This is a genomic window from Streptomyces sp. NPDC054887 (genome assembly GCF_053610585.1).
The window spans coordinates 24,223-50,724 of sequence record NZ_JBSGYQ010000014.1 but is presented as its reverse complement, the minus strand read 5'-3'; the positions used below and the strand labels follow the sequence as shown (position 1 = coordinate 50,724).

Below are 26,502 nucleotides of genomic sequence, written 5' to 3'. Positions count from 1 at the left end.
CACTCAGCGCGCCGGTGCGGGCTCCGATGCCGGCTCCGGCGTCCACACGTAGCGCACGTCCGGCTCGCGTTCCTCGTTGCGCGAGCCGTCCGTCCGCTCGGCCGCGTGGAAGCCGTGCCGCTCGTAGAAGCGGTGGGCGGGCCCGTTGACCTGGAAGGTCCACAGCTCCAGTCCGCCGGGGGAACGTTGCTTCGCGAGCCGCACGAAGCGGTCGCCGATTCCGCGCCCCCGGTGTTCCGGCGCCAGATACAACTGCTCGATCCGGCCCGGCTCCAGCGCCATCATCCCGACCACGGCCCCGCCGCTCTCCGCGACCCAGGTCTCCTGCTCGGGCACGACGACGTACCGGAAGAAGTCCCGTACCGCGTCGTCGCCGTGGGCCCGCCGCACCGTGGGCAGCGCGGCGTCGTACGACCGCAGCCACACGCCGGCCACCGCCGCCGCGTCGTCGGACCCGGCCGCCCGGCGCAGGGTCACCGCAGCGTCACTCATCCGCGCACCTCAAGACCGACGTCCGACCCCCAGCTCGCGAGCAGCCGCAGGGAGTCCTGCGACGGCGACCCGGGCTCCGCGTGGAAGGTGACCAGGCACTGCTCCGGGTCGTCGGGCAGCGTCAGCGTCTCGTACGACAGCGTCAGGTCGCCCACCAGCGGGTGGTGCAGGCGCTTGCTCCCGTGCCCCTTGTCCTTCACGTGGTGCGCCGCCCACAGGCTCCTGAACACCTCGCTCTTCACCGACAGCTCGCCGACCAGCGTGCTCAGCAGCGGATCGTCCGGGTGGCAGCCCGCGTCCAGCCGCAGGTAGCTGACGACCTCGCACGCCTTGAGCTCCCAGTCGACGTACACGTCACGGAACTCGTCGGCCAGGAACAGCAGCCGGGCGAGGTTGCGCTCCTCCGGGGGCAGGGCGGTGATGTCACCGAAGAGCGCGCGGGCCAGGCGGTTGCTGCCGAGGACGTCGGTGCGCCGCCCCATGACGTACGCCGGGACGCCCTCCATGGCGTCCATGAGCTGCTGGACGCCGGGCCGCAGGCGCTGCGGGCGCGCCGGCCGCTTCCGCTTCTGCGTCGGCTTGGCGAGGTGCGTGAGGTGGGCGCGCTCGGCGTCGGACAGCCGCAGGGCGCGGGCGATCGCGTCCAGCACCCCCATGGAGACGTTGCGGCCGTTGCCCTGCTCAAGACGCGTGTAGTACGCGACCGAGACCCCGGCGAGCTGCGCCAGCTCCTCGCGGCGCAGCCCGGGCACGCGGCGGTGCCTGCCGAAGTCGGGCAGGCCGACGTCCTCGGGCTTGAGCCGCGCACGGCGGGAGCGGAGGAACTCACTCAGTTCGGCGCGCTGGTCCATGACACTCAAGTATTGCCTGTCGTATCGCCTGTCGTACGCCGGTCATCCTGACCCTGCCAGTAGTACGCACAGCAGACGTACGCTCAACAGAGGGCTGGGTGGACAAGCGCAGCTCAGGCAGGCTGCCCGTATGAGTTCTTCTTCCTCCTCCGCAGCGTCCGCGCCCTCCTCCGCACCGGTCTCCGTGGCCTCGCAGGCCACGTCCGCCTCTTCCACCGCGTCGGTCTCCTCCGTCGCCGCGTACGCCGCTCCGTCCGCGAAGGCCCCGCTGGAGAAGATCACTGTGCCGCGCCGCCCGGTCGGCGAGCACGACGTACTGATCGAGATCAAGTACGCCGGCATCTGTCACTCCGACATCCACCAGGTCCGTGACGGCTGGGGCAAGGGCATCTACCCGATGGTGCCCGGCCACGAGATCGCGGGGATCGTCACCGAGGTCGGTTCCGCCGTCAGCAAGTACACGGTCGGCGACCGGGTCGGCGTCGGCTGCCTCGTCGACTCCTGCCGGGAGTGCGAGGCCTGCCTGGCGGGTCAGGAGCAGCACTGCGCCAAGGGCGCGACCGGCACCTACAACGCCCTCGACAAGAACGGCGAGCCGACCTACGGCGGCTACTCCACCCACCTCGTCGTCGACGAGAACTACGCCGTCCGCATCCCCGAGGGCCTGTCGCTGGACGTCGCCGCGCCGCTGCTGTGCGCCGGAATCACCCTCTACTCGCCGCTCAACCACTGGCAGGCCGGCCCGGGCAAGAAGGTCGCGATCCTCGGCCTCGGCGGTCTCGGCCACATGGGCGTCAAGATCGCCCACGCGCTGGGCGCCGAGGTCACCGTACTGAGCCAGACCCTCCGCAAGAAGGAGGACGGGCTGAAGCTCGGCGCGGACCACTTCCACGCGACCGGCGACCCGAGCACCTTCGAGCAGCTCGCGGGCTCGTTCGACCTGATCGTGTCGACGGTCTCGGCACCGCTCGACATGGACGCGTACCTCCGCCTGCTGAAGGTCGGCGGGGCGTTCGTGAACGTGGGCGCCCCCGAGGAGCCCAACTCGCTCAACATGTTCTCGCTGATCGGCGGCAACAAGACGCTGGCCGGCTCGATGATCGGCGGTATCGCCGAGACGCAGGAGATGCTCGACTTCTGCGCGCGGCACGGTCTCGGCGCGGAGATCGAGCTGATCGACGCGGACCGGATCAACGAGGCGTACGAGCGGGTCCTGGCGAGCGACGTGCGCTACCGCTTCGTGATCGACGCGGCGACGATCTGAGGCGGACGGAGGACCTCCCGGGCGGCGGGGGCGGGCCGCCGCTCCCGGACCCTTCCCTGTCGGTCGGTCCGTCGGAGACGCGGTGCTGGCCGACGGAGTCGCCCCCGGCTCCAGCGCGGCGACCACGGCGGCGAAGCTGCGGCAGCAGGCGGGGTGACGGGCGGCGGTGAGGCCGGGGCGGCACGTGGGGTGACGCGCGGCGGAGAGGGGCGGGGTGACCCGCGGCGGTGAGCACTGCCGCGCGTCACCCCGGTCGGCTCGCTACGCGGCCGGAGCGCTGCCCGGGCGGCCGGAGTGCAGAGCCGCGAGGCCGCGGGCGTGGTCGAAGGCGAGCACGGGGTCCTTCGCGGCGGTCCACGGGGCCGCTCCGCACCACCCGCCGATCAGCCGGAACTGCGCGAGGGCCTCGGCGTAACGCCCGCCCTTCACCAGCGCCCAGGCGAGCAGGTGCCGTATCCCGCGCAGCCGGTGATCCTCCGGGTCCACCTGCGCCACGTCGGCCTGGACGCGGGCGAGCAGCGGTTTGGAAACCCAGGTGCGGTACGCCTCGTCACCGTCCATGAGCACCGCCTCGTGCAGGGCGAACAGGTGGAGGGCGGAGAGCAGGGAGCCGGCCGGCGCCGACTCGGCCGCTTCCTTGGCGAACCTGAACATGGCCTTGTGCGAGCCGTACCACTTCTGGCACCAGTACTGGAGCGCCTGCCAGTGGGCGTCGTAGTGGTGCGGCGCGCGCGCCTTGAGCTCGGACCACAGCTTCTCGAACTCGTCGTGGGAGAGCCCGAGCCCGCGTGCCGCGGCGACCATGGTGATCCACGGTGAGGGGTCGCGCGGCGCCAGCTGGGCCGCCTCCCGGGCGGCGTGCATCGCGGTCGGCAGGAGCTCGGCGAAGAGCGCCATCTGGCTGTCGGAGGTCGCATGGGCGTACGCCTCTCCGCGCGCCGCCCAGGCGCGCAGGAGGAGCGCATGGGCGTGCACGACGACGGCGTCGGCGTCGTGCGGCAGCTCCGCGCGCCAGATCCGCAACCAACGCTCGTCCTCCACGGCGATGTCCGCGAAGACCTGGACGAGCCGCCACCGCGCCTCCCAGTTCGCGTCGTCGGCCGCCGAGGCCAGCAGCCCGGCGGCCGGCTCCCAGTCGCCGTTGCAGGCGGCCTCTACGGCGAGGTCCAGAGCGGGTTCGTCGCGGGGAGGGCCGGCACGGTGGGCGTCGAGCTGATCGCGGGGGACGAGGCCGTAGGCGGCGGCGTCGAAACGCTTGGCCTGCTGGTTGCGGAGGGCGAGGCGGGTGACATGGACGAGCGCCCAGGCGAGAACGGCGAGGCCGACGGCGGTGATGAGGTTCGTGAACACAGGACGTAATCATCCCTGGTCAGGATCACGTTCCGTACACGGCCTGGAGAAGTACCGGACTCGGTGGGTGCTCGTCACCGGTCATCCGCGGCTGGGGCTGGGAGTGCGGCTGGGCTGCGGCTGCCCTTCCACTGGCCGCGTTCGAGGGCGTACTCGACTTCACCGTGCTCCGAGCCCTCGATGCTGTCGGGCCAGTCCCCGTACCAGCGGCGTACGAACGTGAGGCCGGCCTTCTCCATCACGCGCCGCGAACGGGAGTTGACGTACATGGTGTTGGCGGTGACGCGCTGGACGCCGAGGTCGGTGAAGCCCTTGTCGATCAGCGCGCGGGCCCCTTCGGTGGCGTAGCCGCGCCCCCAGGCGGCCCGGCCGAGCCGGTACCCGAGCTCGACGACTTCACCGCTGTCCTCGGACAACGGCCGGAACTCGAACCACCCGAGGAAGGTACGGGGGTTGTCGACCGGGGATCCCTTCCCCGCGGCCGTCCCTGCCCCCGTTCCCGGGGCCGGCGCCGTCGCCTTTTCCTCGGCGGCCCAGAAGCCGCGGGTGCCGGTGCAGGCGTAGTCGTGCATCAGCCGCGGCAGCACGCGCTCGACGACGGCAGCGCGGGAGGTGGGTCGGCCTCCGTTGAGGTAGCGCATGACTTCGGGGTCGCTGTCGAGGGCGACGAGCCGGTCGACGTCGCTGTCACCGTCGGCGAAGCAGTCGTCCGAGCCGTCTGCCGAACCGTCACGGAAGGGGCGGAGTATGAGCCGGTCGGTCTCCAGGAAGATGTTGCGCATCCTGTGATGGTGGCGGGCTGTGCTGCGGCGGGCCAACGAATTACGGGCCGCCTCGGGGTGCGGGGCGCAGGCGGGGGAGGAGGGCGGTTCAGCTCGCGGAGGCGGCGAGGACGGCTCGGACGAACTCGGCGGGCGGCGCGTACTCGTGGGCCTCGACGTAGTGGGTGATGAGCTCGGGTGCGGCGTAGACGACGCCGTCTCCGACGACGCGTATCTCGGCGCTGCCGCGCGGACAGGTGTCACGAGCGCCGTTGAGGCCGAGGAGCCTCGCGGCACACCAGGGGCAGAAGTGATAGCCGCGGGTCTGCTGGGCCCGGTGGGTGTGCTGCATGTCTCTGAGGGCTTCCACCAGGCCGGGAGGAGCGTCGCCTTTGGCGTACGGCCTGACCCGCGCGAGCCAGCCGACGTTCACCTGCGGCAGACCGTCGAACAGGGGTGCCCTGTCGGCTTGTTGAGGCGCGGCTGTGTTCGTGCCGTAGGTGTAGGGCGTGAGGTCTGCGTAGTAAGTCATGGTTGCTGTCTATCAGTCGCATTGCCGGGCAGCGGCATGGGCGCGACGGGGTGGCGCGGGCGGCTTCGTGGAGCCGGGGCGTTGGTTGTTTCTGGTGTGGGGGCCGCCTTTCTGGAGGGTGGCGTCGGAGGTTCGGCGGTAAAGGGCGCTCCTGCGTCGCGTCGCCTGCGGCGATTGCGCTGCGCTCCACCCTTGACCGCCGAACCTCCGACGCAATGCTTGAGGGGGCGGCCCCCGGGGGGAGCCCACGGGTCAGGCTCGGTGAGTGGCCGTACACCGTTGCCGGGCGACGGGTCGGTGGGTGGGGCGCGGTCGCTTCTGCGGTGGTGCGGCCCCTGGCTCGGCGGGTGCGGCGACGGTTGTCGGTGCGACATCAGCATCCCGACCCGCGCCGGCACACCCGTCGGTGGGGCTGCGGGTGTGGGGCGACCTGTCCGTTCGTGGCTGTCGTTTGGGAGCGGCGGTTGGCTGCCTGCGGGCCGTCTGGTGGGCCTGTCCCGTCACAGGGGGCTCACCGGCACCAGCCCTCAGCCGGTTCGACGGGTGGAGGTGGGAGGAAGTCGACAGTTGGCGGTGGGCGACGCCTCAGGAGTTTCGGGAGTCACATGCGTTTAACGGACGGGGCGCATGTGTGTGGTTGGTCCCGGGGGCTCACGTCAGGAAGCGGGTGCGGCGCGGTGTGCGTGCGGGGGCCGTCTGCTGGGAGGGGGGGTGTTGCTCCCAGCCGTAGCGGAATCGGTTCGCCGCGGGGTCGAACGTGATGAGGTCGGTGGGAGGGGCCAGGGCGAACTCCTCGGCGCACCACGTCATCATCGCCCCGGCCAGGCCCTCCGGCTGGAAGTGCGTCTCGGGGAACAACACGCGGTGGGTCGTCACCAGGGTGAGCCGCTCCGGTGGCAGGGTCGCTTCGATGCTCTCCGCCGACAGGACGAGGCCGTGCCGCAGCCACTGGGCTTCGGCGGGGGACAGGCGCAGGCCCGCGCGGTCGGTGGGAGGGTGGTGCAGGACGGGGTGCGGGTCCAGCCAGATGCGTGGGCCGATGCGGTGGGCGTCGGGCGGTGGGGTGGTCACCGTGGCCGAGGCGGCCGTGAGGTCGATGGCTATGCCCCAGGTGGGGCCCAGTACGCGGTGGGCGATCGTACGCATCGGCCGTTGTTCCGCTTCCGGCGTCGTGGGGTTCCCGCGGTACGTGTACACGGCGACGGGTGGGGACGACGGTCGTCGTGCCCGCCTCGTCGCCGCGGGGGTGGAGGTCACCCGTCGGTCTTGGCCACTCCGATCGGGCAGGAGACACCCGTGCCGCCGATGCCGCAGTAACCGGCCGGGTTCTTGTCGAGGTACTGCTGGTGGTACGGCTCGGCGGGCCAGAAGGGGCGGGTGTCCGCCGGGAGGATCTCCGTGGTGATCGTGCCGTGGCCCGTGGCCGTGAGCACCTTCTGGTACGCCTCGCGGGACGCCTCGGCGGCCGCCGCCTGGGCGGGGGAGTGGGTGTAGACCGCCGAGCGGTACTGCGTGCCCACGTCATTGCCCTGGCGGAAGCCCTGGGTCGGGTTGTGGTTCTCCCAGAAGACCTTCAGCAGCTCCTCGTACGAGACGACGGAGGGGTCGAAGACCACCCGCACCGCCTCCGTGTGGCCGGTCAGGCCCGAGCAGGTCTCCTCGTACGCCGGGTTCTCGGTGTAGCCGCCCTGGTAGCCGACGAGCGTCGTCCAGACGCCGTCCGTCTGCCAGAACTTGCGCTCCGCGCCCCAGAAACAGCCCATGCCGAAGTCGGCGGTCTCCAGGCCGTCGGGGTACGGGCCCGTGAGCGGGTTGCCGAGGACCGTGTGCCGGGAGGGGACGTCGAACTCGGGGGTCGGGCGGCCCTTCAGGGCCTGCTCCGGGGTGGGGAGCTGGGGGGTACGGCCGAACATCATGCGATCTCTCCTCCTGGACGGACTGCGCCTTGGGTGAACGCCGGGAAGGGGCGCGGGATTCCGCACGGGCTGTGGGGCGCCCGGGGCGGGCTGCCGGGTCAGCCCGGAAGCGTCGCCGGGCTGCCGCCGTTCGCCTCGTAGCCCGCCACCGCGAGGGCCCGGTACACCGCGTAGTCCGCCGCCGGGTCGGGGCTGTGCGTCCAGGGCAGCGCGCCGACGTGGCCGTCGACGTGGCGGATCTGGTCCATGGCCTCCGACCAGCGTTCCGCGCGTACGAGGAAGAGGATCAGGAGGTGGCGTACGTGCGCCAGCATCGGGTCGTCGGGGCGGGCGGCGTGCACGGCGTACAGAGCGCCCTCCATCGCCCTGGTCACCACCGCGCTCTGGTAGAAGCTCTGCACGAGCACCACCTCGGGCAGGTGCTCGTACACCGCGAAGAGGGGCAGCGCCGCGAGCAGCGAGCCCTTCGGGGCGCGGGCGGCTGCGGCGGTCGCGAAGGCGTCGGCGGCCTCCCGCGAGCCGTGCCAGTTCTCGCTGCGGTAGCTCAGCGCCGCGAGGTGCGCGCCCATGTGGGTCGGCGCCCGGTCCAGGATCTTCGCCCACAGCTGGTCGAACTCCGGCTCGGGGTAGGCGAGCCCGCGGGCCACGGCCAATTCGGTGATGTACGGGACCGGGTCGCCCGGCGCCAGCAGGGCGGCCTCGCCGCACACCGTGCGGGCCTCCTCCAGGATGATCCGGAAGTCGTCCGTGCCGGGCGTCGAGGTGCGCCACGCCTGCTGCACCAGGAACTCGGCGTGCACCTGCGCCCCGCCCGCGTCCTTCGGCGACTCGGCCCGCCAGGCCCGCAGCCAGCGCCCGCCCTCGCCGGGCTGCCCCGCGAGCTCCAGGGACGCGGCCCCGGCGAACGCCTGCACGCGCTGCCAGCGCACCTCGCCGTCCTTGGGCGTCCCGGCCAGCAGCTGGGCCGCCGCCCGCCAGTCCTGCGAGCGCTGCACCACTTCCAGCACGTCCTCCAGGTCCCGGTCCGGGCCCGGCATCCGTACGTCGAGCAGCTCCTGGCGTACGAACCCGTAGGCGGCCGGGTCGGCGGCGTCGGGCGAACCGGGTGCGACCAGGCGGATGCCACCGGCCCGCCTGCGGCGTACGACAGGGCCGATGATCGCCGCGAGCATGCACAGAGCGATCAGGAACCAGAGAATCTCCATGGCTCCATTGTCCCGGACGCCGTCCGGAGCATGGCCGGATGCCGTGTGGGGAGGACGGGACCCGGGCGGCGACGAACTACGCTCGTTTCCCATGAGCGACCAGCACAGTTTCGAGACTCTCGCGATCCACGCCGGAAACACCGCGGACCCCCTCACGGGCGCGGTCGTACCGCCGATCTATCAGGTGTCCACGTACAAGCAGGACGGCGTGGGCGGACTGCGCGGCGGCTACGAGTACAGCCGCAGCGCCAACCCGACCCGCACCGCTCTGGAGGAGAACCTGGCGGCGCTGGAAGGCGGCAGCGTCGGCCTGGCCTTCGCGTCGGGCCTGGCGGCGGAGGACTGCCTGCTCAGGACCCTGCTGAGCCCGGGCGACCACGTGGTCATCCCGAACGACGCCTACGGCGGCACCTTCCGCCTGTTCGCCAAGGTCGTCTCCCGGTGGGGCGTCGACTTCTCGGTCGCGGACTCCTCCGACCCGGCGGCGGTACGGGCGGCCCTGACCCCGAAGACCAAGGTCATCTGGGTCGAGACCCCGTCGAACCCGCTGCTCGGCATCAGTGACATCCAGGCGCTCGCGGGCGTCGCGCGCGCGGCCGGCGTACGCCTGGTCGTCGACAACACCTTCGCGAGCCCCTACCTCCAGCAGCCGCTGGCTCTTGGCGCGGACGTCGTCGTGCACTCGACCACGAAGTACATGGGCGGCCACTCGGACGTCGTCGGCGGCGCGCTGATCGTCAACGACGCGGCCCTCGGCGAGGAGCTGACGTACCACCAGAACGCGATGGGCGCGGTCGCCGGGCCCTTCGACGCGTGGCTGGTGCTGCGCGGCATCAAGACGCTCGCGGTGCGCATGGACCGCCACAGCGAGAACGCGACGCGGGCCGCGGAGATGCTGACGCGGCACCCGCGCGTCACGCAGGTCCTCTACCCGGGCCTGCCGGAGCACCCCGGCCACGAGACGGCGGCCAAGCAGATGAAGGCGTTCGGCGGCATGGTGTCGTTCCGCGTCGAGGGCGGCGAGGAGGCGGCGGTCGAGGTGTGCAACCGCGCGAAGCTGTTCACGCTGGGCGAGTCGCTGGGCGGCGTCGAGTCGCTGATCGAGCACCCGGGCCGGATGACGCACGCGTCGGCGGCGGGCTCCGCGCTGGAGGTTCCGGCGGACCTGGTGCGGCTTTCGGTGGGCATCGAGTCGGGCGACGACCTGCTGGCCGACCTGAAGCAGATGCTGGGCTGACCCGGCGTCCGGGTCGCCGCCGCCCCGCCCGGCGGGGCGGCGGCCCTGCTACCAGCCCTCCAGTGGCGGTGCGACCTCCGACGGCGGCGCGACCCACGGCTGCTCCAGCACCGCCCACACCGCGAACGACACCGCCGCCAGGGCCAGCAGCAGCCACAGCAGTCGCCGCGCCAGCCGCCGCCGGCGCAGCAGGCGGGCCCCGCGTTCCGCGGCGCGGTCGCCCAGGTCGGCGGGGACCGGGGGGTGCGCGCCCTCCAGCATCCGGCGGACCTCCTCCTGCTTGCGGTCGGGGAAGCTCACGGCGCCGCCCTGCGGGCCGGCGCCGGCGGCCGGCCGCGCATCGCGGCGGTCGCCCGCGCGCAGATCGCCCTCACGCGCTCCGCCGGGAGCCCGAGCAGCGCCGCCGCCTGCTCCTCGGCGACGCCTTCGTACAGCCGCAGGACGAGGATCAGCCGTTCCTGCGGCGTCAGCCGCTCCAGTACGCCGCCGGACCCGACGGCGCCGGAGGGCGGCGCGCACAGCCCGCCGTGCTGCCGGTGACGCCACGCGCCGCGCGCGAAACGGGCGGCCAGCTCCTGGCGCGTGCGGTCGTACGGGTCCTCGCCGCGCAGCCGGTCCCAGTCGGCGTACGTACGGGCCAGCGCGGCCGTCAGCAGCCGCCGCGCCCGCGCGTTGTCGTCCGGCGGCTCCGCCGTCAGCAGCGTCGCGGCATGCAGCAGCCTGCCTGCCGCGCCCGCGACGAACGTCTCGAACTCCCGGGCCGTGCGGCGGTGCCGAACCGCCTGCCGCTCTCGCACGCCCTCATATCAGGGCAGGAACCCGCCCCGGGTCAAGAGGCGGGAGGCACCTCTGCGCCGGCGCCCGCCGCCTCGGCGCCCGGCTCGGTCCCGGCCGCGCTCTGGCGGGCCGACAGCGCGGAATTGAAGCGCGTGAGGAGCGTGCAGAACGCGTCGCGCTCCTCCTGGGTCCAGCCGTCCGTCACCTGCGCCATCAGTTCGCGCCTCGACGAGCGCACCTCGTCGAGCCGCGCCTGCCCGCGCGGCGACAGCTGGAGCACGACGGCGCGGCCGTCCTCCGGGTGCGACGTGCGCTTCACGAGGCCCGTGTCGACGAGCGGCGCGACCTGCCGGGTCACGGTCGACGAGTCGATCCCCATGCCCGCGGCCAGCGCCTTGACGCCCATCGGGCCCTCCTGGTCGAGCCGGTTGAGCAGCAGATAGGCCGCGCGGTCCATGGAGTTGCGGACCTGGCCCACTCCGCCGAGCCTGGTCTGCTCGGCACGGCGGGCGAAGACGGCCACCTGGTGCTGGAGGGCATCGAGGAGGCCGGTGTCCGGATCAGTCGTCATGTCCTGGGAAGTGGGCATGGCTGGGGGCTCTCTTCGTGCGGTGGTCGGTTTGGTGGGGGACAGAGTACGCGGGTGGCAGCGGGCGCGTACCGGCGCTGCGAGAAACGGTGCGGGCTCGTACCCCGGCGGCCCCCCGGCCGCCGAGCTGCCAGACTTGCGGTCATGAGCTTCCGTACGGCCGACCCCTTCCGCGACCTCATGCTCGACGACATCCGGGGGGCGCAGAAGATGCTCTCCGGGGTGGCCAGGAGCACGGCGATGGAGGGCAGCCGTCACCTGTCGCGACTCGTCGGGTCACCGGTCCACCTGAAGTGCGAGAACCTCCAGCGGACCGGTTCGTTCAAGCTGCGCGGCGCGTACGTGCGCATCGCCGGGCTCTCCCCCGAGCAGCGCGCGGCCGGCGTCGTGGCCGCCAGCGCCGGCAACCACGCGCAGGGCGTCGCCCTGGCCTCGACACTCCTCGGCGTACGGTCCACCGTGTTCATGCCGCTGGGGGCGCCCCTGCCGAAGGTCGCGGCGACCCGTGAGTACGGCGCCGAGGTGCGCCTGCACGGGCAGGTGGTCGACGAGACGCTGGCCGCCGCGCAGGCGTACGCCGACACGACGGGCGCGGCCTTCATCCACCCCTTCGACCACCCCGACATCGTCGCGGGCCAGGGAACGCTGGGCCTGGAGATCCTGGAGCAGTGCCCGGAGGTGCGGACCATCGTCGTCGGGGTGGGCGGCGGCGGGCTGGCCGCCGGGATCGCGGTCGCGGTCAAGGCGCTGCGGCCCGACGTGCGGATCATCGGCGTACAGGCGGCGAACGCGGCGTGCTACCCGCCGTCGCTGGCGGCCGGGCGGCCGGTGTCGGTCGACACGGCGCAGACGATGGCGGACGGCATCAAGGTGGGGCGCCCCGGCGACGTGCCGTTCGCGGTGATCAACCAGTTGCTCGACGGGATCGTGACGGTCTCCGAGGACGAGCTGTCGAGCGCCCTGCTGCTCTGCCTGGAGCGGGCCAAGATGGTCGTCGAGCCGGCCGGGGCCAGCCCCGTCGCCGCGCTGCTGAGCAGGCCGGAGTCGTTCGAGGGGCCCGTGGTGGCGGTGCTGTCGGGCGGCAACGTCGACCCCCTGCTGATGCAGCGGATCCTGCGGCACGGCATGGCCGCGGCGGGCCGCTACCTGTCCCTGCGGCTGCGCCTGACGGACCGGCCGGGCGCCCTCGCGGCCATGCTCGGGGTGCTGTCGCTGGCCGACGCCAACGTCCTGGACGTGGGGCACGTACGCACCGATCCGCGCCTCGGTCTCACCGAGGTCGAGGTGGAACTGCACCTGGAGACCAAGGGCCCCGAGCACTGCGCGGAGGTCAGGTCGTCGCTCCGGGCGGCGGGGTACACCGTGCTGTCATGAGGGATGACTGAACGCGATGTATCGCGTTACGGTGGTCTTCGCGGCACGCTTTCGCCGAGCAGGGCACGTCCGGCGAATCTAGGATCCGCGTAGGCAACGCCCACTCACATGGGGGGACCGCTCATGCCAGGCGCCATCCATGCCGAAGGTCTGGTGAAGACCTTCGGCGACGTCAAAGCTCTGGACGGGGTCGATCTCGACGTGCCGCACGGCACGGTCCTCGGCCTCCTCGGCCCGAACGGCGCCGGCAAGACCACCGCCGTCCGCGTCCTGACCACCCTGCTGCGACCCGACAGCGGAAGGGCGGTCGTGGCCGGCATCGACGTCCTCAAGCATCCCAACGAGGTACGCCGCTCCATCGGCCTGTCCGGCCAGTTCGCCGCCGTCGACGAATACCTCACCGGGCGCGAGAACCTCCAGATGGTCGGCAGGCTCTACCAGATGTCCGCGAAGGCGTCGAAAGCCCGCGCGGAGGAACTGCTGGAGCGCTTCCACCTCGCCGACGCCGCCGACCGCACGGCCAAGACGTACTCCGGCGGCATGCGCAGGCGCCTCGACCTCGCCGCGGCGCTCGTCGTCAGCCCGCCCGTGATGTTCATGGACGAGCCCACCACCGGACTCGACCCCCGCAACCGGCAGCAGCTGTGGGAGGTCATCCAGGAACTCGTCCAGGGCGGTACGACGCTCCTGCTCACCACCCAGTACCTCGAAGAGGCCGACCACCTGGCCCACGACATCTGCGTCATCGACCACGGCCGCGTCATCGCGCGCGGCACCTCCGACCAGCTCAAGGCCCGCACCGGCGGCGAGCGCATCGAGGTCGTCGTGCACGACCCCGAACACCTCGCCGCGGCCGACGAGGTACTGCGCGCCTTCGGCAAGGGCGAGACCAAGACCGAGCGGCACACCCGCAGGATCACCGTCCCCGTCACCGGCGGCGCCAAGCTGCTCGCCGAGGTGATCCGCGAACTGGATCTCCGCGGGGTCGAGATCGACGACATCGGACTGCGCCGCCCCACCCTCGACGACGTCTTCATCTCCCTGACCGGCCACGCGGCCGCGGCGGCGGAGGAAGAAGCGGAGGCCGCCCAGTGAGCGCCGTAACGGACACCGCACCCGGCCCCCGCGCCCCGCAGCCGCGCGGCGGCCTCGCCCAGTCGGTCACCGACTCCCTGGTCATCGCCAAGCGGAATCTCATCCGGATGGCCAGGATCCCGGAAATGGTGGTCTTCGGGCTGATCCAGCCGGTGATGTTCGTCGTGCTGTTCAGCTACGTCTTCGGCGGCTCCATGAGCGTCGGGGGCAGCCTCGACCCGGCCACCTACCGGGAGTTCCTGATGGCCGGGATCTTCGCCCAGACCGTCACCTTCGCCACGGCCGGCGCGGGCGCCGGCATCGCCGACGACATGCACAAGGGGCTCGTCGACCGCTTCCGCTCCCTGCCCATGGCGCGCGGCGCGGTGCTCACCGGCCGCACCCTCGCCGACCTCGTGCAGACGGCGCTGACCGTCGTCGTCCTCGCCGCCGTCGGCCTGCTGGTCGGCTGGCGCATCCACGAGGGCGTCGCGAAGGCGCTCGCCGCCTTCGCCCTGCTGCTCTTCCTCGGGTACGCGTTCTCCTGGATCGGCGCCCTGATCGGCCTGTCCGTCCGCACCCCCGAAGCGGCCACGTCCGGCGGCCTCATCTGGCTCTTCCCCGTCACGTTCGTCTCGAACGCGTTCGTGGACCCGACGATGATGGCCTCCTGGATCCGCCCCATCGCCGAGTGGAACCCCTTCAGCGCCACCGTGCAGGCGTGCCGGGAGCTCTTCGGCAACCCGGGCGTCGTGCAGTCCGACGCCTGGCCCATGCAGCAGCCGGTACTGGCCTCGCTGCTCTGGTCACTCGTGATCATCGTGGTGTTCCGGACGCTGGCGGTGCGCAAGTACCGCTCGGCGTCGGTCTGACCGCGCGGACCGGCGTACGCACGACGAAGCCCCCGGCCGGGGATCCGGCCGGGGGCTTCGCGCAGCTCGGGGCGTTGCGCAGCTCAGCCCTGGTACGGCGTGGCTTCGAGGATCTTCACCGAGGCCTTCTTGCCGTTCGGGAGCTCGTACTGCGCGTCCTCGCCGACCTTCTTGCCCATCACGCCGGTGCCCAGCGGGGACTGCGGCGAGTACGTCTCGATCTCCGAGCTCGCGTACTCGCGGGAGGCGAGCAGGAACGTCATCGTGTCGTCCTCGTCGCCGTCGAAGGCGATCTTGACGACCATGCCGGGGGCCACGACGCCGCTGGTCGTGGGGGCCTCGCCGACCTTCGCGTTCTCCAGGAGCTGGGTCAGCTGGCGCACACGGAGCTCCTGCTTGCCCTGCTCCTCCTTGGCCGCGTGGTACCCGCCGTTCTCCCGCAGGTCCCCCTCCTCGCGGGCAGCCGCGATCTTGCCGGCGATCTCCGTGCGTGCGGGACCCGACAGGTACTCCAGCTCGGCCTTGAGCTGGTCGTACGCCTCCTGGGTCAGCCAGGTGACGCTCTCGCTGGTCTGGGTCACAGGTGCTCCTCGTCGGTACTGGGATTACAAAGCAAGCATCGCCCTACCCAGAAGGATGTGCCTCCAGGGGCGGGCGAAACCACGAGCCTAACAATTCAGGCGGAAAAGGGGGAGGAGGAAAACGCCCGGAGCGGGAGATCCGCAGGTCAGCCGGTGGAACCGGGGTCCGCGACGCACCCTGTCAGCTCGGTGCTCGTCGCCCTCGCCGTCGTACGGACCGAGTAGACCTCGTCGAAGCGGTCGACGCCGGCCCGCTCGACGCGGACGTCCCTGCGGCCCACCTCGGCGCCGTCCTCCGCGAGCGAGCGCAGGGTGCAGGTACCGGTCGCCCCCGCCTCCTTGCGGACCTCCAGGTGCACCTTCACCTCGGAGTCCGAGACGGTGTCGAACTTGATCACTTCGGCGCTGATCCTCTGGCCGGTGATGTAGTCGTAACCGAACCAGGCCGTCATCGCCAGCAGCGCGGCGCCCAGCACGGCGCCCAGGATCTTGAGCTTGCGGTCCGCGCGCTCGTCCGCCGACCGGCCGTAACGGCCCTCGGGCAGGTCCTGCCGCACCGCGGTCATGATCGTTCCTCCTGGATCCGGGACTCCGGAATTTTCCGTCCCCCGATTCGGTCACTATAGAAGCCGCTTATTGCGCCGAATCACTGAGGATCGAGTCTTGACTGAGCAGCTGCGACTGATGGCCGTTCACGCCCACCCCGACGACGAGTCGAGCAAGGGTGCGGCGACCATGGCCAAGTATGTGTCCGAGGGGGTGGACGTGCTGGTCGTGACCTGCACGGGGGGCGAGCGCGGTTCCATCCTCAACCCGAAGCTCCAGGGCGACAAGTACATCGAGGAGCACATCCACGAGGTCCGCAAGAAGGAGATGGACGAGGCCCGCGAGATCCTCGGCATCCGCCAGGAGTGGCTCGGCTTCGTCGACTCCGGGCTCCCCGAGGGCGACCCCCTGCCGCCGCTGCCGCAGGGCTGCTTCGCCCTTGAAGACGTCGACGTGGCGGCGGGCCGCCTGGTGAAGTCCATCCGCGCCTTCCGTCCGCAGGTCGTCACGACGTACGACGAGAACGGCGGCTACCCGCACCCCGACCACATCATGACCCACAAGATCACGATGGTGGCCTTCGAGGGCGCGGCGGACACCGAGAAGTTCCCGGAGGCGGAGTTCGGCCCGGCCTACCAGCCGCAGAAGCTCTACTACAACCAGGGCTTCAACCGGCCGCGCACCGTCGCCCTCCACGAGGCGCTCCTGGAGCGCGGGCTGGAGTCCCCGTACGGCGAGTGGCTGGAGCGCTGGAAGGAGTTCCAGCGGGCGGAGCGGACGCTGACCACGTACGTTCCGTGCGCCGACTTCTTCGAGATCCGTGACAAGGCGCTCATCGCGCACGCCACCCAGATCGACCCCGACGGCGGCTGGTTCCGCGTGCCGATGGACATCCAGCGGGAGGTCTGGCCGACCGAGGAGTACGAGCTGGCCAAGTCGCTCGTCGATACGTCCCTCCCCGAGAGCGACCTGTTCGCAGGCATCCGCGACAATGCCTGATGTGAACGTAACCCTGGCAATGACGCAGTTCGTCCCGCTCGCCGCGGACAAGTTCGACAAGAACAAGGTGACCCCCGGTGTTCTCGGGTTCCTGGTGTTCGCGGCGCTGGCCGTCGGCGTGTGGATGCTGATGAAGTCGATGAACCGGCACATGGGCAAGGTGAACTTCGAAGAGGCGCCGGACCCGGCGGCGAAGCCCGGCAAGGACACCGCCACGGCGTCCGCCGCGGCCGCGTCCCCGGCGGACCAGGCCGGCCCGGCGGGGGACCGTCCCAAGGACGCCTAGGGCCGGGACGGGGGCGGCCCCGGCGGGCCCGTACCGCCACCCGCCCCTTCCCGCGCCTTCCGCCTTCCCGGACCTTCCGCCTCCCGGACCCCGCGCCCCCGGCCGCTACCCGCGCGCCGCCTCCACCGGCACGCCCATGACCTCGCGCGCGTGCCGATTCGGCACCATGCCCAGCCGCCACGCCTGCCAGCCCTCCGCGAGATCCACCCCCCGCTCCAGGACCAGGCCGTACGCCTCCGCGCAGTCCTCCAGCTTGCCGTCACGGGACGCGTGGGACGCCCGGAGCAGCTGGGAGAGCTCCTCCTGGGCCACCGCCGTGCCGATCTCCGAACCCCCCGGCGAACCGAACGGCAGCAGCGTGCACCGCAGGAAGCGCGCCCAGTCCGCGCCCCGCCGGTCCTCGTACGACGTGAAGAGGCGCACCGCCTCGTCGCACAGCCCCAGCGCCTGCGCCGGCCGGTCGTTGCCCGCGTCCACGATCGCCAGCTCCAGACACGTCCACGCCTCACCGTGCGCCACCCCGATGCGGCGGAAGTCGGCGCGCGCGTCCACCAGGAGCTGACGGGCGAAACCGGAGTTGCGCAGATTGCCCGTCCGGGCCGCCCGCTGGTCGCGCGTGACCCGCCCCGAGTGATGGCGGGCACACGCCAGCCCGTACACGTCCCGCATCCGCGAGAACATGCCGCGCGCCCGCTCCAGCTCCCGCACCGCCTCGTCCGCGTCGCCCTGCTCCTCCAGCGCCTGCCCGAGGTAGTACAGCGTCCACGCCTCCCCCCGGGCGTCCTCCGCCCCACGGTGGCGCGACAGCGCCTCCCGCAGTTCCCCGACCGCCGCCGGCGCGTCACCGTCCACCAGCCGCGCGCGGGCCAGCTGCGTCAGCGCCCACGCCTCACCGCGGCCGTCGCGCGTACGCCCGTACAGACCGAGCGCCTCCCGCAGCTGCCCCTCCGCCCGCTCCACGTCGCCCATCCGCAGGAACACCTGGCCGAGCTGGAAGTGCGCCCACGCCTGCCCGTGCAGGCTCTCGCTCTCACGGTGGAGCACCAGCGCGGTGTCGAGATGGGCGACCGCGTCCGCGAGGTCCGCCCGGTCCCGCTCCACCGCCGCCAGCGCGTGCAGCGTCCACGCACGGTCCGCCGCCAGCTCGTCCGACGCCTGGAGCGCGAGCGCCTCACCCAGCTTGGCCGCCGCCTCCACGAGATTCCCCTGGTGGTGCAGCGTGATGCCCAGCGAACACAGGGCGCGGGCGGCGCCCGCCTCGTGCTGCGCCTCGAAGTACAGATCGACGACCGAGGACAGCGTCGTACGCGCCTTGTCCAGCTCACCGAGCTGGCGCGCCGCGATACCCGTACGCCACTGCACCGACCGCACGAGCAGCCCCTGGTCGACCGCCTGCGTCAGCTCGCTGATCTCCCCCAGGCGGTACAGGTCGCCGCGCAGCAGGCAGTAGTCGCACAACGCGCCCAGCAGGTTCAGCACGGCCTGCTGGTCCACCCCCTCCGCCTGGCGCAGCGCCGCCGTGATGAAGCTGGACTCGTCGTCCAGCCAGCGCAGGGCCGTCTCCAGGGACGTGAAGCCGTGGGCGCCGAAACGGTCCGCCCTCGTCGACGTCTTCCCGTCGACCAGGCGGATCACCGAGTCGGCCAGCTCGCCGTAGTTGCGGATCAACCGCTCCTGCGCCGCCGCACGGTCCGCCGGCTCCTCCTCGTCCAGCAGCCGCGCCTGCGCGAAGGCCCGGACGAGATCGTGCAGCCGGTAGCGGCTGCCCCGCACATGGTCGATGAGCCCGGCACGTGACAGCTCCCCCAGCAGCCGCTGCGCCTCCTGCTCGTCCGTGGCCAGCAGCGCCGCCGCCGCGGCCGCCCCCAGGCTCGCCCGCCCGGCCAGCGCGAGCCGCCGCAGCAGGCGGCGGGCCGCCTCCGGCTGGTCGGCGTAGCGAAGCCACAGCGCACGCTCCACCGGCTCGACGGGGCCGTACGCTTCCAGATCCGCCGCCAGGACCCGCGGGGTGCGCGTTCCCAGCGACGAACCGGCGACCCGCAGCGCCAGCGGCAGCCCGCCGCACAGCTCGGTGATCCGGTCCGCCGCCTCCGCGTCGTACGGTCCCTCCTTCTCCTGCGCCACCTCCCGCAGCAGCTCCTCCGCGCCCGCCGTGTCCAGCGCCTCCACCGGCAGCTGGTGCACCCACGCCGGGATGTCGGCGGGCAGGTCCAGCGGCCCGCGCGCGGTCACCAGCACCAGGCTGTCCGAACGCTCCGGCACGAGCGTGCGCACCTGCGCCGCGTCCGAGGCGTCGTCGAGCACCACCGTCACCGGCAGGCCCGTCAGATGCTGGTGGTACAGCTCGGTCAGCCTGCGCAACTGCTGCTCCTGCGAGGACCGCTCCCGGAACAGCAACTGCTCGCGCGGCGCACCCAGCCGGTTCAGCAGGTGCAGCAGCGCCTCCCGCGTCGACAGCGGCGCCTCGCCCGCCGAGTCACCGCGCAGATCCACCACGCACGCGCCCCGGAACTGGTCCCGCAGGTGGTGCGCCGCCCGCACCGCCAGCGTCGTACGCCCCGAACCGGGCGCCCCGTGCAGCACCACGACCGTCGGCCGCGTCTCGGTGCTCGCCCGCGCCGCGTGCACCCACCGCGCGATCTGCCCCATCGCGCCCCGCCGCCCCGCGAACGGCCCCTCCGGCTCCGGCAGGTGCCCGAAGGACTGCTCCAGTACGGTCCGCCTGCGCGCCGCCTGGCTGCGGTCGGCTCCCCGCAGCTGCCCCACGGCGGCCTTCTTCTTCGCCGTGGCCCCCCGGGTCGCGGCCAGCAGCACCTGCTGCTGATCGAGGAACGGCCGTATCCCCCGCACCTCCAGCGCCGCGAGCCACTCCAGCCGCAACTGCTCCGGCCCGCCGGGCTGCGCCAGCGCGCCGGCCCTGCGGTGAGCGGCGGGCCAGTGCGAGGCGGTCACCTTGGCGACGGTGGCGGCGGCCCCGGCCACGCCGACGACGGCCCCGGCGGCGAGCGCGGTGCCGGCACCCGTACCGAGGGCCAGGTCGGCCCCGAAGGCGGCCACGGCCGCAACCGCCGCGACGAGCACGGGCGTTGCCAGGCGCGCACCGCTGAACCGTTCCGCCAGCGACTCCTGCCCGGCCTGCGCCTCGTCGAGCGCCCGGACGTACGCGCCGTACTCCTCGCCCGCGCCCGCCGCCATCGACTCCAGCGCGGCCCGGCCCCGCACGAGCAGCGCGTTGGCGTCCACCCGCCCGCCCGACCGCCGCACCTGCTCCTCGACGGCCCGCACCAACAACCGCTCGGCTTCGGCCCGGTGGCTCTCCCGCATGTACGTCCCCCTCCGACAGCGATGACCGCGCGACAAGTGTCCTGCTTGACGCGCGTCCGCGCGAGGGTGACCTGCTTCGGCAATCGATCGTTGAGGTGGTCGTCGGAATAACAGTCGAATCGTGAAGTCGATCGAGGACACATGCGCGTTACACACAGTTACCCGGAATCCGCAGGGCCGGGACTCATACCGGTTGCCTCATACGCGCGTACCTCGGAGGACTTCCGCAGGCGCGATGCCCACGGGGTCAACAACCAGCACCGGATCAATGAGCGGTCGGCCCGTGCATACGGCTGCGTCATCGTCGCCGCGTACACCGACAACGGACGCGGCGCCTCCAAGCCCGGCTCCGAACGGCTGGGCTTCGATCAACTGCTCGCAGACCTGAGGAAGGGGTCCGTCCATGACGGCAGACCGCTGCACGGTGTCGTCTCTGTGGCGGACGATCGCCTCTACCGCACGACGGAAGACTTCGCCCGCTTCTTCGAGGCCCTGACCTGCCGACCGGGGCGTGTCCAAGTGGATCAGAACGGGATCCGAAATCCCTATACGAAGGAGGGGCTGCTCCAAGCTGTGCACTCACTCGAGGCGGCAAACACCGAGACCGAGACCCGGGGCCGGCGGTTGCGCGACTGGCACTGGTCCCGGGCCGTGGACGGGACGCCCCACAGCGGGCCGCGTCCATTCGGCTGGCAGGACGATCGCCTCACCCTCCACACGGTGGAAGCCGATCTGGTACGCCGAGCGATCGAGGACCGCATCAATGGCAAGGCCGTCAGAGCCGTAGCAAGGGAGTGGCGCGAACTCGGTATCACGGGTACGCGTGGCGGCCTTCCCAAGTCGCAGACCGTTACTCAGATCATCACCGCGCCGCGTGTTTGCGGTTACCGGGCGAACCGCGGCACCCTGCTGCTCCATCCGGACAGTGGCCAGCCAGTGGTCGGGCAATGGGCCCCCATCGTGACCCCCGATCAGTGGCGCGCGGTGTGCACCACCTTCGAGGCCGGCAGCCTTTATGCCCATCGGGGCAGCGGAGCTCCTAGGCTCACCAAGGAGAAGGCCCGGCCCCTCTACCTGGCCAGCGGATTTCTCCGCTGCGGCGCGGTACTCGCGAGCGGTGAGCCCTGCAACCAAAAGCTGGGGGGTGGCAGGGGCAGCAGTAGGAAGAGTCCGTACAGGTACGCCTGCACCCACTGCGGCCGTTGTGCCATCAGCGGGCCGTTGGTGGACCACGCCATCGAGACGCTGCTCTTTCCCGTGGGTGGTGAAGGCCGTGTGCGTTTGCCGGAGCCCCTGCGGCGGCGCTGGAGCTCGGGCGAGATGGGCTTTGAGGAGAGGCGGAAGGTGATCGCCTCCGTCTTTCGGTGCCTCGTCGTCCAGCCGGGCGTCAAGGGCAGACACGCCTGGGACTACTTGCGCATAACCCCTGTCTGGAAGTGGGCAGATCGGGTGGCAGTGCCCGTACATGCCGTTTGAGCTGGGCTCGCGGGCTTGGCGGACACCGTGAGGCAGGATGGAGGTATGCCGAATCGCCTGGCTCATGAGACGTCCCCGTACCTGCTCCAGCACGCCGACAACCCGGTCGACTGGTGGCCGTGGTCGCCCGCGGCCTTCGAGGAGGCGCGACGGCGGGGGGTGCCGGTTCTGCTCAGTGTCGGCTATTCAAGTTGTCATTGGTGCCATGTCCTCGCGACTGAAAGTTTCGAGGACGAGCAGACCGCCTCCTACATGAACGAGCACTTCGTCAACGTCAAGGTCGACCGCGAGGAGCGGCCGGACGTGGACGCCGTGTACATGGAGGCCGTGCAGGCCGCCACGGGGCAGGGCGGCTGGCCCATGACCGTGTTCATGACCGCCGATGCCGCCCCCTTCTACTTCGGTACGTACTTCCCGCCCGAGCCCCGGCACGGCATGCCGTCCTTCCGGCAGGTGCTGGAGGGCGTCAGTGCCGCCTGGACCGGGCGGCGGGACGAGGTGGCCGAGGTCGCCGGGAAGATCGTCCGGGATCTGGGCGAGCGCTCGCTCGCGTACGGGGCGCCCGAACTGCCGGGGGAGTCGGACCTGGCGCATGCCCTGCTCGCGCTGACGCGGGACTACGACGCCACCCACGCCGGGTTCGGCGGGGCGCCGAAGTTCCCGCCGTCCATGGTGCTGGAGTTCCTGCTGCGGCACTACGCGCGCACGCAGTCCGAGGGCGCTCTGCACATGGCCGCCGACACCTGTGAGGCGATGGCGCGCGGCGGGATCTACGACCAGCTCGCCGGGGGTTTCGCGCGGTACTCGGTGGACCGCGCGTGGGTCGTGCCGCACTTCGAGAAGATGCTGTACGACAACGCGCTGCTGTGCCGGGTCTACGCCCACCTGTGGCGGGCCACCGGTTCGGAGCTCGCCCGCCGGGTCGCGCTGGAGACCGCCGACTTCATGGTGAGCGAACTGCGTACGCCCGGCGGCGGATTCGCGTCCGCGCTGGACGCCGACAGCGACGACGGCACGGGCAGGCACGTCGAGGGCGCGTACTACGTATGGACGCCGGAGCAGCTTCGGGAGGTGCTCGGCGAGCAGGACGCGCAGTTCGCCGCCCGGCTCTTCGGGGTGACGGAGGAGGGGACGTTCGAGGAAGGGGCGTCCGTCCTCCAGCTCCCGGCCGGCGAGGGCGAGGACGACTTGGCGCGGGTGGCCGGCGTCCGGGCGCGGCTGCTCGCGGCGCGCGGGGCACGGGAGAGGCCGGGCCGGGACGACAAGATCGTGGCCGCCTGGAACGGCCTGGCGATCGCCGCGCTGGCCGAGACCGGGGCGTACTTCGACCGGCCGGACCTGGTGGAGCGGGCGACCGAGGCCGCCGACCTGCTGGTGCGGGTGCACATGGGCGAAGGGGCGCGGCTCGCCCGTACGTCGAAGGACGGCCAGGTGGGCGCGAACGCGGGTGTGCTGGAGGACTACGCCGACGTGGCGGAGGGGTTCCTGGCGCTGGCGGCGGTGTCGGGGGAGGGCGTCTGGCTGGAGTTCTCGGGCTTCCTGCTGGACATCGTCATCGACCAGTTCCTCGGGGACGACGGGACGCTGTTCGACACCGCCCACGACGCGGAGAAGCTGATCCGGCGCCCCCAGGACCCGACGGACAACGCCACGCCGTCCGGGTGGACGGCCGCGGCGGGTGCGCTGCTGTCGTACGCCGCGCACACGGGGTCGGAGGCGCACCGCAGCGCCGCGGAGCGGGCGTTGGGCGTGGTGAAGACGCTGGGGCCGCGTGCGCCGCGTTTCATCGGGTGGGGTCTGGCGGTCGCCGAGGCGGCGCTGGACGGGCCGCGCGAGGTGGCGGTGGTGGGCGCCGGCGACGACCCGGTGACGAAGGAACTGCGCCGGGTGGCGCTGCTGACCGCGGCGCCGGGCGCGGTGGTCGCGGTCGGCGAGGTGGGCAGTGACGAGTTCCCGCTGCTGGCGGAGCGGCCGGCGGGGGCGTATGTGTGCCGCCACTTCGTGTGCGACGCGCCGACCTCGGACCCGGCGGTGCTGCGGGAGCGGCTGGGCGACGCGGCCGGCTAGGGCGCGGACTGCCCCGGCGCGCGGGCCGTGTCCGGCGCCCGCCTCGCCTCTGCGGACCCGGGCCGTACGCGGCCGCCCGTGTGTGGTCGGGTCGTGTCCCACGCCGCCTCGCCGGACCCTGGTCGTTTCCCGCGCCCGTCCCGGCTCGCCGGGCCGGGGCACGGGCCCCCGGCCAAGCGTTCCGCGCCGGGTTTCCGCAGGCCGGAGGCGAGGTGTGGGTGTGGGCGCGTGCCGCCGGGCCGCGCCCGGCGGACGCTCCTCGTCGAGGCCCCTCGCGCGTCCGGGACGGGTTACGGGGGCGGAGCCCGGCCGCACTGCCGGTCCTCGCCCCCGCCCCCGTCAGCCCCCGCCGGTCGCGTCCGGCAGCGCGGTGCGGGCCGGGGCCGGCAGGGGCTGCCGGCGGCCCTGGGAACGGCGGTAGAGCCAGCGGTCCACCAGCAGGAAGCGGCCCGCGAAGACCACCACCATGCCCGCCGCCGTCGCGGGGACCGGAGCGAGCCCTCCGTACGCGATGAACAGCGCCGCCAGCGGCAGCCGCGCCACGAGGTCCGCGTTGCCCACCGCCGCGAAGGTGAGCAGCCGCAGCGATCTGCGGTGGTGGCCCCGCCGCAGGCGGTACAGGAGCGAGTCGACCAGGACGAAGTTCCAGAGCAGGCCCGCCTGGTTGGCGATGATCTCGGCGGGGGCGTAGTGCATGTCCCCCGGTCCGTTGAGCAGCCACAGCAGCGCCAGGTTCGGTACGAACCCGGAGAGGCCGATCAGGCCGAAGACGGCGACCCGGGCCCGGGGGTCCGCCGTGCGCAGCGTGACCAGGTGCCGCAGGAAGCGCAGGCCCTCCCGCACCGTCGACTTCGAGGCGCCGGCGTGCCGCTCCCCGAAGGCGTACGGCACTTCCGCGACGCCGCTCGGCCGGCACCGTACCGCCAGTTCGAGCAGGATTTTGTAGCCGAGCGGCTGAAGCCCGTCCTCGGCGGCGGCCGCCCGGTCCACCGCCTCGCGGCGGATCGCGAAGAAGCCGCTCATCGGGTCGGTCAGCCCGCGCAGCGCGCGCGGGAAGACGGCTTTGGTGAGGAGCGTCGACGTGCCGGACACCAGCGTCCGGTAGCCGCCCGCGAGGCCGGACCGGCTGCCGCCCGCGGCGTACCGGCTGGCGACGACGAGTTCCGCGCCGGTGGACCGGCCGCGGGCGAGCAGTTCGGGGACGAGTTCGGGCGGGTGCTGGAGGTCGGCGTCGATGACGACGATCCATGGGGCGGTGGAGCGGGCGACGCCCTCGACGACCGCGCCGCCGAGCCCGCCGGACGGGACCGCCCGGTGGTGCAGGACGACGGGCAGCGGGGTCGAGGCCGCGGCGTCCTCGATGACCTGGCACGTGTGGTCCGTCGAGTCGTCGGCGAAGACGATCTCGGCGCTGAGGCCGGCCGAGGTCACTGCCGCGGTGATGCGGCGCAGCAGCTCTCGTATGTTGCCGGCCTCGTTGAAGGTGGGGACGACGACGGAGACGTCGAGCGGCGAGTCCGGGGCGGCGTCCGGTGGTGCGCCGAGGGACACGTCGAGCGCCATGTCGAGCGGGTCCGCCGTCACCGGGCCTCCTGCTGCGGTGTGAGGTGGGCGCCGATGTGGGAGGTGAGCTCCCAGTCCCTGCGCCCGGTGTACTCGCGCCAGACGGCGCGCAGCGCGGCCCCGGCGAGGACGACGGCGTAGACGGGGCCTCCGACGGTGAGTTTCACGTACTGCCACGGCCCGATGCGGAAGCCGTACTCACGGCCGAAGTCGTGCAGGGCGACGGCTTCGAAGACCGTCATCGCGGCCATCGGGACCATCGGCAGCCAGGCGACGAGTGCGATCGGCAGGGGCGCGCCGCCGAGCCAGGCGAGCACGAGGCCCAGTGGGATCATGACGCCGGTGGCGGCCTGGAGGAAGGGCGTGGAGAGGGTGTAGCGGGCGAGGAGACGCTGGCGCCAGCCCGGCAGCCGGCGCCATTCGCCCTTGCGCAGGACCTGGAGGAAGCCCTGGTTCCACCGGGTGCGCTGCTTGTAGAGCGCGTACAGCGTGTCGGGTGTCTCCTCGCGGGTGACGAGTGCGGCGTGGTACGCGACGACGACCTTGGCGCCGCGTGACGACAGCCGTACGCCGAGATCGCAGTCCTCGGCGAGGCAGTCGCCGTCCCAGCCGCCGGTCTCGCGCAGCAGTGCGGCGCGTACGAAGACGGTGTTGCCGCCGAGCGGGATGAAGCCCTTGCGGGCGTGCAGGTGCAGCCGGCTGCGGAACCAGAAGAAGTACTCCAGGCAGTTGCGCAGGCTGTACCAGCTGGTGTCGAAGTTGACGAGCTGCACGCCGCCCTGGACTACGTCCGCGTCGTCGCGGCGGAAGGCGAAGTCGACGTGGCTGAGCAGCTCCGGGTGGACGATGTCCTCCGCGTCGAAGACGCCGACGACGTCGCCCTTCGCGTACGGCAGCGCCGTGTTGAGGGCGCGCGGCTTGTTCTTGGCCTCGTGGTGGTCGACGACGGTCTGCACCATGTGCGGGTGCTCGGCGGCCAGTTGGTGGGCGATGGCGGCGGTGCCCGGGTCGTCGTGGCCGACGATGAGCACGATCTCGAAGTCCGGGTGGTCGATCTTCAGCATGTTCTCGACCGTGTGCCGGAGCACGGCCTCCTCGTGCCGGGCGGGCACGAGGAGCGAGAAGGACACCCCGTGGTGTCCGTCGGGTTCGGCGAAGGCGGTCGCCTCCAGCGTCTCTGGCGTGCGCCAGGCGTGAACCATCCACCAGAGCGTGACTCCGGCGGTGGCCATGAGTATGAGCGAGTCCAATAAAAGGACGGCGGAGACCATGAATTCCCCCCTGGGTCTCTCGTGTTCTGTTGTTCCTCCCCGCCGGGGAAGCTAGCAGGTCATTGTTTTGCGCGGCAATGAGGCCTGGGTCGACG

At 72.2% G+C, this 26,502-nt stretch carries 25 protein-coding genes; 9 read left to right on the top strand and 16 right to left on the bottom strand.

The window, feature by feature from the left end; all coding sequences use genetic code 11:
* Positions 1-3: 3 nt before the first annotated feature.
* A complete protein-coding gene (locus ACWGH0_RS10725) occupies positions 4-492 on the bottom strand; it encodes an N-acetyltransferase family protein (protein WP_453403802.1) in 489 nt (162 codons plus the stop codon).
* Positions 489-1,343 carry a helix-turn-helix transcriptional regulator gene (locus tag ACWGH0_RS10720; RefSeq protein ID WP_453403801.1) on the bottom strand — a complete coding sequence of 285 codons (855 nt, stop codon included), beginning with the start codon at positions 1,341-1,343 and terminating at the stop codon, positions 489-491. The genes ACWGH0_RS10725 and ACWGH0_RS10720 overlap by 4 nt, the downstream gene beginning before the upstream one ends.
* A gap of 130 nt (positions 1,344-1,473) precedes the next feature.
* On the opposite strand from ACWGH0_RS10720, the gene ACWGH0_RS10715 reads away from it, so the two are divergent.
* A complete protein-coding gene (locus tag ACWGH0_RS10715) occupies positions 1,474-2,607 on the top strand; it encodes an NAD(P)-dependent alcohol dehydrogenase (RefSeq protein ID WP_453403800.1) in 1,134 nt (377 codons plus the stop codon).
* A gap of 261 nt (positions 2,608-2,868) precedes the next feature.
* Here ACWGH0_RS10715 and ACWGH0_RS10710 read toward each other — a convergent pair whose 3' ends face one another.
* The 6 genes from ACWGH0_RS10710 to ACWGH0_RS10685 all read right to left on the bottom strand — a co-directional run bounded on the left by ACWGH0_RS10710 (position 2,869) and on the right by ACWGH0_RS10685 (position 8,371).
* Positions 2,869-3,957, bottom strand: coding sequence for a DUF4034 domain-containing protein (locus tag ACWGH0_RS10710; RefSeq protein ID WP_453403799.1), 1,089 nt, complete (start codon positions 3,955-3,957; stop codon positions 2,869-2,871).
* Between the two features lie 74 nt (positions 3,958-4,031).
* Positions 4,032-4,739, bottom strand: a complete 708-nt coding sequence (locus ACWGH0_RS10705) for a GNAT family N-acetyltransferase (RefSeq protein WP_453403798.1) — start codon at positions 4,737-4,739, stop codon at positions 4,032-4,034.
* A gap of 88 nt (positions 4,740-4,827) precedes the next feature.
* A complete protein-coding gene (locus tag ACWGH0_RS10700; protein WP_453403797.1) occupies positions 4,828-5,250 on the bottom strand; it encodes a DUF7919 family protein in 423 nt (140 codons plus the stop codon).
* Positions 5,251-5,901: 651 nt separating this feature from the next.
* Complete coding sequence (locus ACWGH0_RS10695; protein WP_453403796.1) at positions 5,902-6,396, bottom strand: hypothetical protein; 495 nt, start codon at positions 6,394-6,396, stop codon at positions 5,902-5,904.
* Positions 6,397-6,503: 107 nt separating this feature from the next.
* Positions 6,504-7,166, bottom strand: a complete 663-nt coding sequence (gene msrA / locus ACWGH0_RS10690) for a peptide-methionine (S)-S-oxide reductase MsrA (RefSeq protein ID WP_453403795.1) — start codon at positions 7,164-7,166, stop codon at positions 6,504-6,506.
* Between the two features lie 98 nt (positions 7,167-7,264).
* Entirely contained in the window at positions 7,265-8,371 is a 1,107-nt protein-coding gene (locus ACWGH0_RS10685) for a hypothetical protein (RefSeq protein WP_453403794.1), read from the bottom strand.
* Between the two features lie 91 nt (positions 8,372-8,462).
* Here ACWGH0_RS10685 and ACWGH0_RS10680 point away from each other — a divergent pair, with 91 nt between their 5' ends.
* Positions 8,463-9,608, top strand: coding sequence for a cystathionine gamma-synthase (locus ACWGH0_RS10680; protein ID WP_453403793.1), 1,146 nt, complete (start codon positions 8,463-8,465; stop codon positions 9,606-9,608).
* Positions 9,609-9,656: 48 nt separating this feature from the next.
* Here ACWGH0_RS10680 and ACWGH0_RS10675 read toward each other — a convergent pair whose 3' ends face one another.
* Genes ACWGH0_RS10675 through ACWGH0_RS10665 form a run of 3 tightly spaced genes read right to left on the bottom strand, consistent with a single transcriptional unit; the run spans position 9,657 to position 10,974 of the window.
* Positions 9,657-9,908: a hypothetical protein gene (locus tag ACWGH0_RS10675; RefSeq protein WP_453403792.1), complete on the bottom strand. Its 252-nt coding sequence runs from the start codon at positions 9,906-9,908 to the stop codon at positions 9,657-9,659.
* Positions 9,905-10,405: a sigma factor-like helix-turn-helix DNA-binding protein gene (locus ACWGH0_RS10670; RefSeq protein WP_453403791.1), complete on the bottom strand. Its 501-nt coding sequence runs from the start codon at positions 10,403-10,405 to the stop codon at positions 9,905-9,907. Before ACWGH0_RS10670 ends, ACWGH0_RS10675 begins: the two co-directional genes overlap by 4 nt.
* Before the next feature lie 32 nt (positions 10,406-10,437).
* Complete coding sequence (locus tag ACWGH0_RS10665) at positions 10,438-10,974, bottom strand: MarR family winged helix-turn-helix transcriptional regulator (protein ID WP_453403790.1); 537 nt, start codon at positions 10,972-10,974, stop codon at positions 10,438-10,440.
* 144 nt (positions 10,975-11,118) lie between these two features.
* Here ACWGH0_RS10665 and ilvA point away from each other — a divergent pair, with 144 nt between their 5' ends.
* The 3 genes from ilvA to ACWGH0_RS10650 all read left to right on the top strand — a co-directional run bounded on the left by ilvA (position 11,119) and on the right by ACWGH0_RS10650 (position 14,294).
* Positions 11,119-12,348, top strand: a complete 1,230-nt coding sequence (gene ilvA / locus ACWGH0_RS10660) for a threonine ammonia-lyase (RefSeq protein WP_453403789.1) — start codon at positions 11,119-11,121, stop codon at positions 12,346-12,348.
* 123 nt (positions 12,349-12,471) lie between these two features.
* Positions 12,472-13,443: an ATP-binding cassette domain-containing protein gene (locus ACWGH0_RS10655; protein ID WP_453403788.1), complete on the top strand. Its 972-nt coding sequence runs from the start codon at positions 12,472-12,474 to the stop codon at positions 13,441-13,443.
* Positions 13,440-14,294, top strand: coding sequence for an ABC transporter permease (locus ACWGH0_RS10650; RefSeq protein ID WP_453403787.1), 855 nt, complete (start codon positions 13,440-13,442; stop codon positions 14,292-14,294). The genes ACWGH0_RS10655 and ACWGH0_RS10650 overlap by 4 nt, the downstream gene beginning before the upstream one ends.
* Before the next feature lie 83 nt (positions 14,295-14,377).
* On the opposite strand, the gene greA is transcribed toward ACWGH0_RS10650, so the two are convergent.
* Together greA and ACWGH0_RS10640 are read right to left on the bottom strand one after the other, a co-directional pair.
* On the bottom strand, positions 14,378-14,875 hold the full coding sequence (gene greA / locus ACWGH0_RS10645; RefSeq protein ID WP_453403786.1) for a transcription elongation factor GreA: 498 nt from the start codon (positions 14,873-14,875) through the stop codon (positions 14,378-14,380).
* Positions 14,876-15,021: 146 nt separating this feature from the next.
* Positions 15,022-15,441, bottom strand: a complete 420-nt coding sequence (locus ACWGH0_RS10640; RefSeq protein WP_453403785.1) for a DUF4307 domain-containing protein — start codon at positions 15,439-15,441, stop codon at positions 15,022-15,024.
* A gap of 97 nt (positions 15,442-15,538) precedes the next feature.
* Between ACWGH0_RS10640 and mca the strand changes: the two genes are divergently transcribed.
* Positions 15,539-16,420: a mycothiol conjugate amidase Mca gene (gene mca / locus ACWGH0_RS10635; RefSeq protein ID WP_453403784.1), complete on the top strand. Its 882-nt coding sequence runs from the start codon at positions 15,539-15,541 to the stop codon at positions 16,418-16,420.
* Positions 16,413-16,706, top strand: a complete 294-nt coding sequence (locus ACWGH0_RS10630; RefSeq protein WP_453403783.1) for a hypothetical protein — start codon at positions 16,413-16,415, stop codon at positions 16,704-16,706. Before mca ends, ACWGH0_RS10630 begins: the two co-directional genes overlap by 8 nt.
* 105 nt (positions 16,707-16,811) lie before the next feature.
* Here ACWGH0_RS10630 and ACWGH0_RS10625 read toward each other — a convergent pair whose 3' ends face one another.
* On the bottom strand, positions 16,812-20,030 hold the full coding sequence (locus tag ACWGH0_RS10625) for a tetratricopeptide repeat protein (protein WP_453403782.1): 3,219 nt from the start codon (positions 20,028-20,030) through the stop codon (positions 16,812-16,814).
* 141 nt (positions 20,031-20,171) lie between these two features.
* Here ACWGH0_RS10625 and ACWGH0_RS10620 point away from each other — a divergent pair, with 141 nt between their 5' ends.
* Entirely contained in the window at positions 20,172-21,506 is a 1,335-nt protein-coding gene (locus ACWGH0_RS10620; RefSeq protein ID WP_453403781.1) for a recombinase family protein, read from the top strand.
* 45 nt (positions 21,507-21,551) lie between these two features.
* Positions 21,552-23,573 (top strand): thioredoxin domain-containing protein, encoded by a 2,022-nt coding sequence (locus ACWGH0_RS10615; RefSeq protein WP_453403780.1) that lies wholly within the window; start codon positions 21,552-21,554, stop codon positions 23,571-23,573.
* 339 nt (positions 23,574-23,912) lie between these two features.
* Here the strand turns inward: ACWGH0_RS10615 and ACWGH0_RS10610 are convergent, their stop codons facing one another.
* Entirely contained in the window at positions 23,913-25,136 is a 1,224-nt protein-coding gene (locus ACWGH0_RS10610) for a glycosyltransferase (RefSeq protein WP_453403878.1), read from the bottom strand.
* A 17-nt stretch (positions 25,137-25,153) separates the two neighbouring features.
* Entirely contained in the window at positions 25,154-26,407 is a 1,254-nt protein-coding gene (locus tag ACWGH0_RS10605; RefSeq protein ID WP_453403779.1) for a glycosyltransferase, read from the bottom strand.
* Positions 26,408-26,502 lie beyond the last annotated feature (95 nt).